The following is a 16,142-nucleotide window of genomic DNA, read 5'->3' as shown; positions in this document are numbered from 1 at the left end:
CTGGACAACAGCCGGTCCAGCACCGTGTCGCGCACCATCTGCCAGGTCCAGTCGACCAGCTGATCTCGGCGGCGCGCCTCGAATTCCCCCGCCTCGGTGAGGACCCGCCGATGACGTTCGATGGTGTCCCACAATTCCTCGAGGCCGGTTCCCTCGGCCGCACTCATCGTGAGAACCGGTGGCCGCCAGAGGGTTTCACGCGGATGTATCAACCGAATGGCCCCGGACAGCTCGCGCGCCGCCGAGATCAGCTGGTCGACTGGACCTGGCAGATGGTGCGCGACACGGTGCTGGACCGGCTGTTGTCCAGCCCGAAGGTTCGCAAGATTCGCGCCGACATCGAACGGCAGGTGAAGGCGGGGAAGCTCACCCCCGCGCTGGCGGCCCAGCAAATATTATCGGCAACGTCAGAATAACAGATAGATAAACAATCTGATTACGCTCCTGCCGGGTGTGAAATCCAAGTAAATTCGAAAATGTGACGGTGGAAACCCGAGTCGATCGCCGCGCGGTCCCTGTCCACGATGACCTTGACGCAGGTCACCGTGTGTCCGGCGCAGCGGACTCACACTTTGGATGCGTCGTTCGCAGCTTTTCCAGCATGTTCCCCGCCCGCCGTTTCGGCGGCGGCGCGCTGGCCGTGTATCTCGACGGCCAACCCGTCGTGGACGTCTGGGCGGGGTGGGCTGACCGCGGCGGAAAGCGGCCGTGGACGGCGAACACCGCCCCGATGGTTTTCTCGGCGACCAAGGGAATGGCCGCCACCGTCATTCACCGGCTCGCCGACCGCGGGCTGATCGACTACGAAGCCCCCGTCGCCGAGTATTGGCCGGAATTCGGGGCGAACGGCAAGGCCGACCTGACCGTCCGGCAGGTGATGCGCCACCAGGCCGGCCTGTCGGGCCTGCGGGGCGCCACTCTCGACGAATTGCTCGATCACGTCGTGATGGAGGAAAAGCTGGCCGCGGCGGCTCCCGGACGGCTGCTGGGCAAATCGGCATACCACGCGCTGACTTTCGGCTGGCTGATGTCGGGCCTGGGCCGGGCCGTGACGGGTAAAGGCATGGCCACGCTGATCCGCGAGGAGCTCGCCCAGCCGTTGGACACGGACGGCCTGCACCTCGGCCGGCCGCCGGCCGAGGCGCCAACCCAGGTCGCCGAGATCATCTGCCCGCAGAGCATGATCGGAAACCCCGTCGTGGGCTACGTGACTCGCAAGGTCGCCAACGAGATGTCCGGGGCATACCGATCGATGTACTTCAAGGGCCTGATGGGCGCCGTCCGGGGCGAAGTTCCCTTGCTGGACGCGGAGATCCCGGCCGCCAACGGCGTGGTGACGGCGCGCGGGCTGGCCCGGATGTACGGCGCCATTGCCAATGGCGGCGAGGTGGACGGCACGCGTTTTCTCTCCCGCCAGCTGGTCGCGGGCCTAACGGGGGAGCGGAGCCTGCGCCCGGACCGGAACCTCTACGTGCCATTGGCTTTCCACCTGGGCTACCACAGCTTGCCGCTCGGGAACGTGATGCCCGGCTTCGGCCATGTCGGCCTTGGTGGTTCCCTCGGCTGGACCGATCCGGCGAGCGGGGTGGCTTTCTCGCTGGTGCACAACCGGCTGCTGACACCGTTTGTGATGACCGATCACGCGGCGTTTGTCGGAATCTATGCGCTGATCCGCAAGGCCGCCGAGAAAGCGCGCAAGCACGGTTTCGAACCGATCACCGATTACGGTGCGCCCTACTTCGAGCCCGGAGCGGTCGCCGGCTGAGGCGGGTTGCCGGCCGCAAGGGATTGGGACGAGCCCGCGGCGCAGGCCTGACTAGTAGGACGGAAGTCTCGAAGGCCGGGGAATCGGCGCGGTGACCGCGTCGTCGCCGCCGAACTTCTCCCCGAGCAGTTCGCGCACGACCGGCCGCGGTGGCCGGGAACGAAGCATCCGGCTGGGCGGACGAGGGCGAACTATCTGGGGCCACCAGAACCAACGTCCGAGCAGTGCGGCGATGGTCGGCGTCATGAACGAACGAACGACCAAGGTGTCGAACAGCAAGCCCAGACCGATGGTCGTGCCGACCTGACCGATGATCCGCAAATCGCTCGCCGCCATCGACGCCATGGTGAAGGCGAAGATCAGGCCCGCATTCGTCACAACCTTGCCGGTACCGGCCATCGCCCGGATGATGCCGGTGTTGATGCCGCTGGCGATTTCCTCTTTCATTCGGGACACCAGCAGCAGGTTGTAGTCGGACCCCACCGCCAAAAGCACGATGACGGACATCGGAAGCACCATCCAGTGCAGCTTGAAGCCCAGAACATACTGCCAAATCAGCACCGACAGGCCGAACGACGCGCCCAACGACAGCGCGACCGTACCCACGATTACCAGCGCGGCCACGAAACTTCGGGTGAGGACCAGCATGATGATGAAAATCAGGCACATCGCACCGATCCCCGCGATGTACAGGTCGTATTTCGCCCCGTCGTGGAAATCCTTGAATGTCGACGCCGTTCCGGCGAGATAGACGTTGGCGCTCTCGAGGGGCGTCGTCTTGAGTGCCTCCTCAGCCGCCGTCCTGATCTTGTCGATCCTCCCTATGCCCTCGGGCGTGGCAGGGTCGCCCCGGTGCGAAATGATGAACCGAGCGGCCTTCCCATCCGGGGATAAGAAAGACTCCATCGCCTTCTTGAAGTCCGCGTTATCGAAGACTTCCGGGGGCAGGTAGAAAGAATCGTCATTCTTGGCTTGATCGAACGCCTCACCCATGGCGGCGGAGTTTGAGCTCGATTCATCCATCCCGCCGAGCATCCCAGCCATGGTGCTGTGCATCCTCAGGATCATGTTCCTGGCGTCTTCTGCCATCGCGATCATTGGGGGGTATTGCGCGAGCAGCTCTGGCAACAGGGCGTCCATGTTTTCAAGATCCTTGACCAGATCTTCCATCTTGTCGCTGAGCTCGTCTATGCCGTCGATTGTGTCGAATACCGCTCTAAACGAGTTGCATATGGGTATGTCGTAGCAATGCTTTTCCCAGTAGAAGTAGCTGCGAATCGGTCTGAAGAAATCTTCAAAATCCGAAACGTGATCCCTCAACTCATTCACTACGCCGACCATCTCTTTCGTGACGCCGATGGAGTGATGAGTAACGTCGGTGAGCTGCTGCTGCAAGGCGTACAGTCGTTTCATTGTCGCAATCTGCGTCGACATGATGTCTGCCTGCTTGAGCATGTCATCGGAACGCATCTGCATATATTGCTCGTATTGAAGCTGGGTCGCGTTCTTCAAGCTGAGCAAAAACGGAATGGAGGTGTGTTCGATTGGTGTGCCCTCGGGCCGGGTTATTCCCTGTACCCGCGAAATGCCCGGAACTCGGAAAATCGCCTTGGCGACCTTGTGTAACACCAGAAAGTCCGCCGGATTGCGCATGTCGTGATTTGATTCAAGCAACAGAATCTCGGGCATCATTCGGGCCTGCGAAAAGTGTCGATCCGCGGCCGCATACCCAACGTTCGCCGGAATGTCTTTGGGGATGTAGAGCTTGTCGTTGTAGCTCGTTTTATAGCCCGGCAGTGTCGCCAGGCCGATCAGTGCGATCGCAAGGGTTGCCACGAGAATCGGGCCGGGCCATCGGACGATCGCGGTGCCGATCCGGCGCCATCGGCCGTAACCGATCGCACGCCTGGGGTCGAACAGACCGAACCCGCTTGCGAGCGTCAGGACTGCCGGAACCAGCGTGAGCGCCACCACGACCGCGACGACCATGCCCACTGCGCACGGCATGCCCATCGTCTGGAAAATGGGCATCCGGGTGAAACTCAGGCACATGATCGCCCCGGCGATCGTCAAACCAGAACCCAAGACCACGGGAGTGACCCCGCGGTAGGTCGTGTAAAAAGCCCTTTCCCGGTCCTGACCCGCATGACGGGCCTCTTGATATCGCCCGAGAAAAAAGATCGCGTAATCGGTGCCGGCGGCCATCGCGAGGGCCGTCAGCAGGCTGGTAGCAAATGTCGAGAGCACCAGGATGTTGTTATTACCGAGGAATGCGACGATTCCCCGCGCCGCCAGGACCTCGACCCCCACCGTGAGCAACAACAGGACGACGGTAGTGATGGAACGGTAGACGAAAAGCAGTACCAGGAAGATGATTATGGCGCCTACCGCGGTCATCTTCAGCATCGATCTGTCGCCACTGCGCTGCATATCCGAAACGAGCGCTGCCGGGCCGGTGACATACGCTTTGACGCCTGGCGGCGGCGCCGTCCGATTCACGATGTTCCGGACCGCGGCCACCGATTCCTGGCCCAAGGTGGTGCCCTGGTTTCCCGCCAGATTCACTTGCACATATGTGGCCATCCGATCGGGGCTCTGGGCACCCCCGGCCGTCAGTCGATCTCCCCATAAATCCTGCACGTGCTGCACGTGCTTCGGGTCGGCCCTCAAGTCGCGCACTAATTTGTCGTAGTAAGTGTGGGCATCGGGGCCGAGTGGCTGCGGCGCCTCGAGCACGACCATCGCGAAACTGTCCGAGTCGGATTCCTTGAAGTCCCGGCCCATTCGCTTCATGGCCTGCACCGCTGGCGCGTCTTGAGGAGCCAGTGGCACGGAATGTTTCTGTCCGACATGTTCCAGCGAGGGAACTGCCAGGCTCACCACCGCAGTCAGCGCCACCCAAGCCAGGATGATCGGCACGGACAGCCGGCGGATCATCCGCGCCAGGGTGGGCTCCCCAGAGTATTTGGTACTCATGCGGCGATCAGCCGGGGATTCCGCTACCGACGGGCGGCTGTTTCAGCAGGGCGCGCACCAACGGGCGGGATCCTGTCGGGCGAAGCAAAGCGCTGGCAGGGCGGGGGCGCACTCGCTGGGGCCACCAGAACCAGCGTCCCAGCAGCGCAGCGATGGACGGAGTCATGAACGCACGCACGATCAGGGTGTCGAACAGCAGGCCCATCCCGATCGTCGTGCCGATCTGGCCGACGATGACCAAGTCGCTGACGATCATTGATGCCATCGTGAACGCGAACACCAGGCCGGCGTTTGTCACGACCTTGCCGGTACCGCCCATCGCGCGGATTATGCCCGTCTTGATGCCTGCGCCCAATTCCTCCTGCATTCGCGCTACCAGCAGCAGGTTGTAGTCAGATCCCACCGCCAATAGCACCAGCACAGCCATAATGAGGACGAGCCAGTGTATCTGGATGCCGAGCAAATACTGCCAGACCAGCACGGCCAATCCAAAGGACGCGCCCAGCGACAGCAATACCGTTCCCACGATGACCAACGCGGCAACGAAACTTCGCGTCACGATCAGCATGATGATGAAGATGAGGCAGCACGCGGCGACTCCCGCAATCAGGAGGTCATACTTAGAGCCGTCGATAATATCTTTCGTGAATGCGGCGGTGCCGGTGAGGTAGACCCTGGCGGATTCCAACGGAGTCCCTTTGAGCGCCTCCTCGGCCGCGCTCTTTATCGCGTCGACTTTTGCAATCCCCTCGGGAGAGGCGGGATCAGCCTTTTGCGTGATGAGCATGCGGGCGGCCTTGCCGTCCGGTGACACGAAAATGTCCAAGACCCGTTTGAAGTCCGCATTGTTGAAGACCTCGGGGGCGATATAGAAAGAATCGTCGTTCTTGGCGGCGTCAAAAGCCTTCCCCATGGCGGTGGAGTTATTGCTGGCCTCGTCCATCGACGACATGATCCCGGACATAGTGCTGTGCATGGTCAGCATCATCGTTCGCATGCTCTGCATGGTCTCGATCATCGTCGGGAATTGCGCAACGAGTTGCGGCATGATCAGGTCTATCTGATCGAGATCGTTGACCAGGTCCTTCAATTTATCGGTGATCTCGTCGATGCCATCGAGTGTGTCGAATATGGATCGCAGAGAAAAGCAGATCGGGATGTCGTAGCAGTGCTTTTCCCAGTAGAAGTAGCTGCGGATCGGCCTCCAGAAGTCCTCGAAATCCGAAACGTGGTCTCGCATCTCATTGGTGATCGCCTGCATGTCGTGCGTCTCGCCGACCATGTGATGGGTGGTCGCGACGAGCTGTTGCATCAGCCCGTACATGTGCTGCATGAGGGCGATCATTGTGGCCAACTGGTCGGCCTGCTTGAGCATGTCATTCATGCGTTCCTTTTGGAACGGCATGATCTCTAGCTGCGCCGCGTTCTGCATGCCGATCATGAACGGTATCGACGTGTGCGCGATCGGTGTGCCTTCAGGCCTCGTGAGGCCCTGCACGGTGGAAATGCCTGGAACCGCGAGGACGCCCTTTGCAAGCTTGTCCAATACCAAGGCGTCGGCCGAGTTTCGCAGATCGTGATCGGCCTCCACCATCAAAATCTCGGGCGACATCATCTTCGACGGCGGGAAATGCCGCTTTGCGGCAGCGAAGCCCTGCGAGGCGGGAATGTCCGACGGGATGTAGTTCATGTCGTTGTAGCTCGGCCTGTACCCAGGGAGGGTCAAAAGCCCGACCAGGGCGACCGCTAATGTCGCGAGGAGGATGGGAGCCGGCCACCGGACGATCGAGGTGCCGATCCGGCGCCATCGGTGTGCCGTAATTCGTCGCTTTGGGTCGAACAAGCCGAAACGGCTCCCAACGTGGAGAACCGCCGGAACAAGCGTGAGGGCCACCGCAACGGCAACCACCACGCCGAGCGCACAAGGAATCGCGAGGGCTTGGAAATGGGGCAGTCGGGTGAACTTGAGGCAGAAAAGTGCCCCAGCGATAGTCAAACCGGATGCTAGGACGATTTTGGCGACGCCGTGGTATGTCGTGTAGTAGGCAGTTTCCCGATCCTCGCCGGCCTGGCGTGCCTCATGATATCGACCGAAGAAGAATATGCCGTAGTCGGTTCCCGCCGCGATGCCGATTGACACCAACAGATTAACGGCGAATGTAGTAAGACCAATGACTCCGTGATCGCCGAGGAATGCCACAATTCCTCGGGCTACTTGCAGTTCTATCCCGACCATCAGCAATAACACAATTACGGTGATGATCGATCGGTAGACGAGGAGCAACGTGATGAAGATGACCCCGAGGCTCACCGCGGTGATGAGGACGACCGTACGGTTACCACTGTTGCCCATATCCGCAACGATCGCCGCGGGTCCGGTGACATACGCCTTGACACCGGGCGGCGCCGGTGTGCGCGCCACAACGTGCTCGAGGGCCACGGTCGACTCGTTTGCCTCGCTGGAGCCGGGCTTACCGCGGAGGGCCACCTGCACATACGCGGCCTTACCGTCCGCGCTTTGTGCAGCGCCCGCCGTGAGCGGATCACCCCAGAAATTCTGGATGTGCTGCACGTGCTTTGGATCGGCTTGTAACTGACGAATTATGTTGTTGTAGTAGCCGTGCGCAGCGTCGCCGAGTGGCTCCTGCCCCTCCACGACGATTATGGCGCCGCTGCCGGAGTCATTCTCTTTGAATTTGTCACCGATGCGCTTCGACGCCTTGAACGAGGGCGCATCGTTGGGGTCCAGCGATATTGAATGGGTTTGCTCGACCTTCTCCAACGTAGGGAGGGTGAGGCCCATGAGTACGACGAGCGCCACCCAGGCCAGAATGATGGGCACCGAAAATCGACGGATCGTCCGAGGAGCGAAGGGCGGCCTGGCCCGCTCGTCGCGCAACGGCGGCTCGTCGCGCAATTGTGGCCGGCTCATGCTGACTTCAACATGCAGAAGGTGAAAGCGGCCGTTTCGTGAGTAGTTTTTTCGGATTTGACGACGTTATCGACGAGGATCCGACAGCCGATGCTGTTCGTATCCCCTTGGGCCACAACATTTCCGACGGCCGTCGCCGCGGTGACGGCGAACTCCAGGGACCACGGCAAGCTTTCTGCCTTAAGGTGTTGGGGCTCGCCATTGACGTCGAAGTAGCTGATGGCCGCCACCGTCCCCGGTGGGCCGAAGACCTCGTATCTCAGATGCTTCGGGTTGAAGGGCTTGGAATCGTCGGATCTGGTGTCGGAGTACGACAGTTGCTTCTCAGAGCCGAAGATGCCGTGCAGTCGTGACACAGTGAAGCCTCCTGCAACAACCACGGCGAGTATGACCAGCGGCACCCACAGCCGTCCCAGAACTTTGAAAATCGAAAACCCCCGATTTCGCCGGATCTCGCGAGATCCGCTCAGCGTTGGTGGCGCAGCGGGAGGCCTTCCCGCACGTCGCGGGAGAGCGCCTCGGCTGCCGGGCTCTTGTCCAGTGCGCAAGGGAGCCGTGTCAGCGACATCGGAATCGGCTCCAGCAACGTCTCGCACCCCCTGCTCGACCATCGCATCCAACCTTCCACCCGCGTCCACACTGGCGCATGTCAGTTGTTCGAACTTGCAACTTACACATCAAACGCGGTCCACCAAAGAGCAAGCACTTCGAGGATGGACACCGCAGGCTAGCCGGGCGGCGCTCACCTCAAATCAGCAGCGCATCAGGGACCGCGACCTGATTCTGACGAGTAAACCACGTGCGTGGTCTCCGTATCGGCACTTTTTCAACGCGATATTGGATCGTAATGCACAGTACGCCCGCGAAGGGTAGCGCCGTCGCGGACCCGCGGGCGAGTATGTCCTAGCGCCTCGGTGCCGTAGCCCAGCCGCGCCCGCCGATTAGGAGCGCCGGCAGAGGCCTCCCGGGCTGCCCCGTCCGGTCGGCGACGAAAGCGTTGCAGTCAGATGATCGCTGCACGTCAGGGCATCGTTATCCAAGCGGGTGCAACCCTTCCGCCATAGTCCTTAGAGCTACGCCAGAATGTTTGCCGAAACCCACACAGGGTGTGTTGACCTCCACTAGGGTTTGGAGCGATTTCACTACCTTGCCCTTCGGGCGGCTAGGGGAACTTTTGAGGATCGATCCGTTCGACGGCCGTACGGGGGAGTTTTCTGGTTTTGGGCAACAACGTGAAACACCACAGCCTGTGGGGCGGCGGCGCCCCAGCCGGCTGCCTGCCGGTCGCCGGCGTGGCGAAGGGTGTTTCGTGTCTGCATGCCGTCGGACAGAACCGGAGCAATACGCGGCTGTCGAGTCTTCCCACCGGACCGGGCTTCTGATCAGCAGTTCTGTTAGTTAAAGGAGTCGATGGTGCTTGGGGACCGGGCACTTCCACTGACGCGGGGTCAACTAGAGATTTGGCTTGCGCAGGAGACGGGCCAACTGGGCACGGGGTGGCAGTTGGGCCTGTTCGTGAAGTTCGAGGGCCCGGTGGAACGTGAAGCCCTGGAATGGGCGATCCGCCGATCCGTAAGCGAGGCTGAGCCACTGCGGGCCGCCTTCTTCGAGGTGGACGGCCAGGTTGTGCAACGCGTGATCGATTACCCGGACGTCAAGGTCGATTTCTATGACCTGACCTGCTCGAGCGATTCGCTACACGAAGCCCAACGGATCGCGTCCTCAATACAAAGCACGCCGATGCCGTTTACCGGGCCGTTGTTCAAATTCGCACTTTTTCAGGTGCGCCACGACGAGTTCTATCTGTTCTGGTGCGTCCACCACATAGTCCTGGATGGGTCCGGCATAGCGCTGATCGGCCAGCGGCTGGCGGCTGTCTACTCCGCGGTCATCTCCGGGGCGCCCATCCCTGGCGCCCTCTTGGGGTCCTTGCAGGACTTGGTCGACTGCGAGCAGGAATATGAGGCGTCCAAGGAATATCTGGAAGACCAGAGTTATTGGACGCAGAATCTCCCGGCGGAGAGCGGAGAACAGCACCGCATGCCGGAGCCCGGCGGCGAGCGGGAGGCGGAGCCGCCTTCTGATCCGGTTCGGTTGAATCCCTTGACAATTCGGCGCATCGACGAGTTATGCCGGGTGTGGAATGTGCCTCGCTCATCGGTCATCACCGCGGCATGCGCGCTTCTGGTCCGCGGGTACCACGCGGACGGGTCAGAGGTAGTACTCGACTTTCCCGTCAGCAGGCGCGTGCGTCCGGAGTCGAAAACGCTTCCGGGGATGGTGGCCGGAGTTGTGCCCCTGGTGTTGCAGCTGTCGCCGGCGTCCACGGTTGCCGATTTCTGCGGATACGTGGACACCCGAATACGGGAAGCGGTGCAGCACCAACGGTTTCCGGTGGAAGCCCTTGAGCGCAAAGCCCGAGGGCATGGACGCTCATTCGACAGGGTGACCGTCAATTTCCTCCCGTCTCGATTCACTCTGCCCTTCGGCGGCGTCTCGGCTTCGGCCTTCCTCACCAACAGCGGCGTGGTGGATGGCTTCGGCCTGATGTTTTCCAGCTCCGGCGACGACCTATTCCTCAGCACGGCGTCCAACGGCAAGTCATCCTGGAACTTCGAGGTTCGCGATCTGGCGCGACGGTTGGAGCGGGTCTTGGCCGCCATGGCCGCCGACCCGACACGGCGGCTCTCGACGATCGACCTGCTGGACGCCACCGAGCACGATCGGTTGGGCGGTTGGGGCAACCAGGGGGTGCTGACTCGGCCGCTGAGCACGTCGGTTTCGATTCCGGCGTTGTTTGCTGCGCAGGCCGCCCTCGCTCCGGAGGCGTTAGCGCTGACCTACGAGGGCCGCTCGATGTCTTATCGAGAGCTCGATGAGGCGTCCAACAGGTTGGCTCATCTGTTGGCCGCTGACGGCGTGGGTCCCGGACGGCGTGTGGCGTTGCTGTTGGAGCGTTCGGACAAGACGGTCGTCGCGATGTTGGCGGTTCTCAAAACCGGTGCGGCCTATGTGCCGATCGACCCGGCGCATCCGGACGCGCGCATCAAATTCATGGTCGACGACGCCGCGCCGATCGTCGCGGTCGCCTCGGCGGACCTGCGCCCTCGGCTGGACGGTCGCGGCCTTCCCGTGATCGATGTCGACGACCCTCGGATCGAGACCTACCCGTCCGCCGGCTTGCGGCCTCCTGCGCCCGATGACATCGCCTACCTGATCTACACCTCGGGGACTACCGGTGTGCCCAAGGCGGTCGCCGTGAGCCACCGGAACGTCACCCAGTTGCTTGAGGTGTTAGGGACGCAACTGCCCGCGGCAGGGGTAAGGACGCAGTGTCATTCGTACGGGTTTGACACCTCGGTGTGGGAGATCATCGGTTCGCTGCTGGGTGGTGGGCGCCTGGTGGTGGTGCCCGAAGAAGTGGCCAACTCACCGGAAGACCTTCACGCGTTGCTGGTAACCGAGGAAGTCAGCTTGCTCGCACGCACCCCGTCCGCCCTGGGGATGCTGTCGCCGCAGGGCTTGGGATCGATGGCGGTGGTGGTCGCCGGCGAGCCCTGCCCCGCTGAGCTCGTGGATCGGTGGGCGTCGGGGCGGACGATGTTCAATGCCTACGGCCCGACCGAGACGACGATGGTCGTGACAATCAGCGCGCCGCTCCAGGCGGGGTCGGCGGGGGCGGGGCCGGTGCCGATCGGTGTTCCGGTACCCGGCGCGGCCTTATTCGTGCTGGATGGGTGGTTGCATCCGGTGCCTGCCGGTGCGGTGGGTGAGTTGTATGTGGCCGGTGACGGTCTGGCCTATGGGTATTTGGACCGGGCGGGCTTGAGCGCGTCGCGGTTTGTGGCGTGTCCGTTTGGGGGCGCGGGGCAGCGCATGTATCGCACCGGTGACCTGGTGTGTTGGGGTGCCGACGGGCAGTTGCGGTATGTCGGGCGCGCCGACGAGCAGGTCAAGATCCGCGGGTATCGCATCGAGTTGGGTGAAGTGCAAGCGGCGTTGGTCGGCCTGGACGGGGTCGAGCAGGCGGCGGTGATCGCCCGTGAGGACCGCCCCGGCCACAAACGTCTGGTCGGCTATATCACCGGCATCGCCGACCCGGCCGCCGCGCGCGCGCAGCTCGCGGAGCGGCTACCGGCCTACATGGTGCCGACCGCGGTGGTCGCGCTGGATGCGCTGCCCCTGACCACAAACGGCAAACTCGACGTCCGCGCGCTGCCGGCGCCGGAGTACCAGGACGGCAACCGTTACCGGGCGCCGGCCAGCGCGACCGAGGAGATCCTGGCTGGGATCTACGCCCAGGTGCTGGGGCTCGAGCGGGTCGGGGTTGACGAGTCGTTCTTTGAGCTGGGCGGGGACAGCATTCTGTCGATGCAGGTGGTGGCCCGGGCGCGGGCAGCCGGCCTGGTGTTTCGGCCCCGCCACGTATTCGTCGAGCAGACGGTGGCCCGCCTGGCCTGCGTTGCCACGGTGGCCAGCGGCGAAGCCGGCCGGATCGACGAGGGCGTCGGGCCGGTCATCGCGACGCCGATCATGCGGTCGCTGCGGGACGTCGGTGGTCCGGTTGAGCAGTTCAACCAGACCGTGATGGTGCAGGCCCCGGCCGGGGTGAGCGAGCCCGATGTGGTGGCCATGTTGCAGGCGCTGCTGGATCGCCATGCCATGTTGCGGCTGCGCGCTGACGACGACGGCGCTGGAAACTGGGTGCTACAGGTTCCCGAACCCGGGTCGGTGGATGCCAGCGATTGCCTGCGAGCGGTGGATGTGTTGTCCGAGGAGGCGCTGGCCGAGGCGCGGTCGCGGTTGAATCCGGCCGCCGGGGTGATGCTCAGCGCGCTGTGGGCCGGCCCTACGGGCGAGTTGGCGTTGATCATTCACCACCTGGCCGTCGACGGGGTGTCGTGGCGGATCCTGCTGGAAGACCTCAACCTGGCGTGGGTCCAGCGTCGTGGCGGGCAGCCCATAGCTCTTCCGGCGGCGGGCACCTCGTTTGCCCGGTGGTCGTCGTTGCTGGCCGAGCACGCGCGCACGCCGGCGGTCATCGATCAGGCGGACACGTGGCGGCAGGTGGCGGCCACACCGGCGGTGTTGCCGGCGGTACAGCCCGGGGTGGATACGTTCGCCGCAGCCGGTCACTTGTCGGTGTCGCTGGACGCCGAGACCACGCGGGTCCTGCTCGGCGAGGTGCCGGCGGCGTTCCATGCTGGAGTGCACGACATTTTGCTGATCGCGTTCGCGTTGGCGGTCGCGGAGTTTTCCGGGCGCCCCGGGGCGCGGATCGGCATCGACGTGGAGGGTCATGGGCGCCATGAGGAGCTGGCCACCGATGTGGACCTGACGCGCACGGTTGGGTGGTTCACCACCAAATACCCGGCGGCGCTGAGCGTCGGAGGGCTGACGTGGGGCCAAGTGGTCGGCGGCGATGCGGCGTTGGGAGCGCTGGTCAAAGACGCTAAGGAGCAGTTGCGCGCCCTGCCGGATCCGCTGAGTTACGGGTTGCTGCGCTACTTGAATCCCGAGGTTGAGCTGACCGACCCCGACCCGGTGATCGGGTTCAACTATCTGGGCCGATTGGGTGCGGCAGCCGAGGTATTCGACGATTTGTGGCGGGTTAACCGGGACGGGCTGTCGCTAAGCGGCGCGGTCTCGGGGATGCCGATGGCGATGCCGATGTCCCACACCGTGGAGCTCAACGCCGGCACTCTGGACACAGAATCGGGCCCGCGCCTGCACGCGAACTGGACGTGGGCGCCGTCGGCGGTGGATCGCGAAGAGGTCGATCGGCTGGGCCGGTTGTGGTTTGAGGCCCTGAGCGGGATCTGTGCGCATGTTCGCGGTGGCGGGGGTGGATGGACGCCATCAGATTTCGCTCCCGCTCGTCTGACGCAACCTCAGCTCGATGAGCTGCAGGACCAGCACCGCATCGCTGACGTGTTGCCGTTGACCCCGTTGCAGCAGGGACTGCTGTTTCACACCAGCACCGCCCGGGGCGGCCACGAGGTGTACGCGGTGCAGCTAGACATCACCTTCAGCGGCGCCCTCAACCACGATCGGCTACGCGAGGCGCTGCAGACGGTGGTGACCCGACATCCCCACCTGGCGGCCCGATTCTGCGCAGACTTCGACGAGCCGGTGCAAATCATCCCGGCCGATCCGGTGCTGCCGTGGCGGTACATCGACCTGGACGGCGTTGACTTGGACGTCGACGAATGGGTCGAAGAGATCAGCGCCGCCGAACGGGTTACGGTGTGCGACCTGGCCGACCCGCCGTCATTCAGGGCGGTGTTGATTCGCACGGCCGAAGACCGGCACCGATTGGTAATGACCAATCACCACATTGTCCTGGATGGGTGGTCCTTGCCCATCCTGCTGGGCGAAATATTCGGCGCCTATTACGGACGTCAGCTGCCCGCGGCACCGTCGTACCGCCACTTTGTAGGCTGGCTGGCCGGACGGGATCGCGAAACAGCCCACGCGGCCTGGCGTGAGGTGTTGGCCGGTCTTGACACCCCAACCCTGGTGAGTCCACCAGGACGATTAGAACCGGGACCGCCAGGCGTTCAATCGTTTTGGATCGCTGCGGACACCACCCGTGCCATCGGCGAGTTGGCGCGCACGCAGCAGACCACTGTCAACGTCGTACTGCAGGCGGCCTGGGCGCAGGTGTTGATGTGGCTGACCGGCCAGCACGACGTGGCCTTCGGCACCGCGGTGTCGGGGCGGCCGGCGGAGCTGGCCGGTGCGGATTCGATGGTGGGGCTGTTGATCAACACGGTCCCGACGCGGGCACAGATCAGCGCGGCGACGACGGGCGCGGACCTGCTCGATCAGCTGCAAGATTTCTATAACCACACTGTGGAGCATCAGCATCTGGCGTTGGCCGAGATCCACCGCACCACCGGGCACGACCAGTTGTTCGACACCTTGTTCGTCTTCGAAAACTACCCGGTGGACACCGCCGCATTGGTTGGCGGCCACGAGTTGGTCATCACCCAGTTCGACATGCACGAATCCACCCACTACCCGCTGACGGTCGCTGCCATTCCAGGTCCCGAACTGGGCCTTCGCGTCGAGTACGACGCCGACGTGTTCGACGCAGCCAGCGTCGAGTCGTTGTTCGAGCGGTTGCAGACGGTGCTGGCGGCCATGACCGCCGATTCGAGTCGCCGGTTGTTGTCGATCGATCTGCTCGATGACGATGAGCGGGTCGGGCTGGATGAGTGGGGCAATCGGGTGGCGCTGGACCGCTCGTCGGCGGCGGTGTCGATTCCGGAGCTGTTCGCCGCGCAGGTCATGCGAACGCCGGACGCCTTGGCGTTGACGTGTGATGGACGCTCAGTATCCTATCGGGAGCTGGACGAGGCCTCGAATCGCTTGGCGCACTTGTTGATTAGGCGGGGAGCGGGCCCAGGTGAGTGTGTGGCGCTGCTGGTGCCGCGCTCGGCCGAGGCGATCGTGGCGATCCTGGCGGTGCTCAAGACCGGGGCGGCCTATGTGCCGATCGATCCCGCGCTGCCCCCGGCGCGCATCGAGTTCGTAGTGGCCGACGCGACGCCGGTCGCCGTGCTGACGACGGGTCCGCTGGGCGATTGCCTGGATGGATCTGGGGTGGTGGTCATCGACGTCGACGATCCGGCCGTGGACCGTGAACTGAGCACTGGGTTGTCGGCGATGCCGGCTCCGGATGATGTCGCTTACCTGATCTACACCTCGGGCACGACCGGTGTCCCCAAAGGGGTGGCAGTCGCACATCGCAGCGTCGCCGAGCTGTTGACCGCCGAGGCCGGTGGTTTGGCCATCGGGCCCGGGCGGGTGTGGTCGCAGTGGCATTCGCTGGTGTTCGACGTGTCGGTGTACGAGATTTTCGGGGCGTTGTTGCATGGTGGGCGGTTGGTGGTGGTGCCCGAGGAGGTAGCCGCGTCACCGGATGACTTGCACGCCTTGCTGATTCGCGAACAGGTCACGGTCTTGAACCAGACGCCGTCGGCGGTGGGGGTGTTGTCGCCGGAGGGTTTGGAGTCGGCGGCGCTGGTGGTGGCCGGCGAGGCCTGCCCGGTCGAGCTGGTGGAGCGGTGGGCGCCGGATCGGGTGATGATCAATGCCTATGGCCCCACCGAGGCGACGGTGTACGCGGCGGCCAGCGCGCGGTTGCAGCCGGGCTCGGTGGCGGTGCCCATCGGTTCCCCGGTGGCCGGGGCGGCGTTGTTCGTGCTCGACGCCGGGCTGCGCCGGGTGTCGGTCGGCGTGGTGGGCGAGCTTTATGTGGCCGGTGCCGGGCTGGCCTACGGGTATGCGAGTCGGGCGGGCTTGACATCGTCGCGGTTCGTGGCATGTCCGTTCGGTGGACCGGGGCAACGGATGTATCGCACCGGGGATTTGGTGCGATGGGGCACCGATGGGCAGTTGCAGTATCTGGGTCGTGCCGATGATCAGGTGAAGATCCGTGGGTATCGCATCGAGCTGGGTGAG

5 protein-coding genes and 2 pseudogenes are annotated in these 16,142 nt (G+C 63.5%); 3 read left to right on the top strand and 4 right to left on the bottom strand.

Going from position 1 to position 16,142, the window contains the following annotated elements:
- A pseudogene (locus A5652_RS26405) lies at positions 1–242 on the bottom strand (methylmalonyl Co-A mutase-associated GTPase MeaB); the annotation flags it as partial.
- On the opposite strand from A5652_RS26405, the pseudogene A5652_RS04275 reads away from it, so the two are divergent.
- Positions 234–416 (top strand): annotated as a pseudogene (locus A5652_RS04275) (methylmalonyl Co-A mutase-associated GTPase MeaB); the annotation flags it as partial. The pseudogenes A5652_RS26405 and A5652_RS04275 overlap by 9 nt on opposite strands.
- Positions 417–478: 62 nt before the next feature.
- Positions 479–1,765 carry a serine hydrolase domain-containing protein gene (locus A5652_RS04270; protein WP_067346974.1) on the top strand — a complete coding sequence of 429 codons (1,287 nt, stop codon included), beginning with the start codon at positions 479–481 and terminating at the stop codon, positions 1,763–1,765.
- A 51-nt stretch (positions 1,766–1,816) separates the two neighbouring features.
- On the opposite strand, the gene A5652_RS04265 is transcribed toward A5652_RS04270, so the two are convergent.
- Genes A5652_RS04265 through A5652_RS04255 form a run of 3 tightly spaced genes read right to left on the bottom strand, consistent with a single transcriptional unit; the run spans position 1,817 to position 8,089 of the window.
- Entirely contained in the window at positions 1,817–4,741 is a 2,925-nt protein-coding gene (locus tag A5652_RS04265) for an RND family transporter (RefSeq protein WP_067346973.1), read from the bottom strand.
- A 7-nt stretch (positions 4,742–4,748) separates the two neighbouring features.
- Positions 4,749–7,673 (bottom strand): RND family transporter, encoded by a 2,925-nt coding sequence (locus tag A5652_RS04260; protein WP_082983768.1) that lies wholly within the window; start codon positions 7,671–7,673, stop codon positions 4,749–4,751.
- Positions 7,670–8,089 carry an MmpS family protein gene (locus A5652_RS04255; RefSeq protein WP_067346978.1) on the bottom strand — a complete coding sequence of 140 codons (420 nt, stop codon included), beginning with the start codon at positions 8,087–8,089 and terminating at the stop codon, positions 7,670–7,672. Before A5652_RS04255 ends, A5652_RS04260 begins: the two co-directional genes overlap by 4 nt.
- 994 nt (positions 8,090–9,083) lie before the next feature.
- On the opposite strand from A5652_RS04255, the gene A5652_RS04250 reads away from it, so the two are divergent.
- Positions 9,084–16,142, top strand: a 7,059-nt coding sequence (locus tag A5652_RS04250) for a non-ribosomal peptide synthetase (RefSeq protein WP_067346970.1), incomplete at its 3' end; no start/stop codon positions are given.

This window comes from Mycobacterium sp. 1165178.9 (genome assembly GCF_001673555.1).
GTDB lineage: Bacteria > Actinomycetota > Actinomycetes > Mycobacteriales > Mycobacteriaceae > Mycobacterium.
The sequence above is the reverse complement of the archived record's forward strand: the minus strand, read 5'-3'. Positions and strand labels throughout refer to the sequence as shown.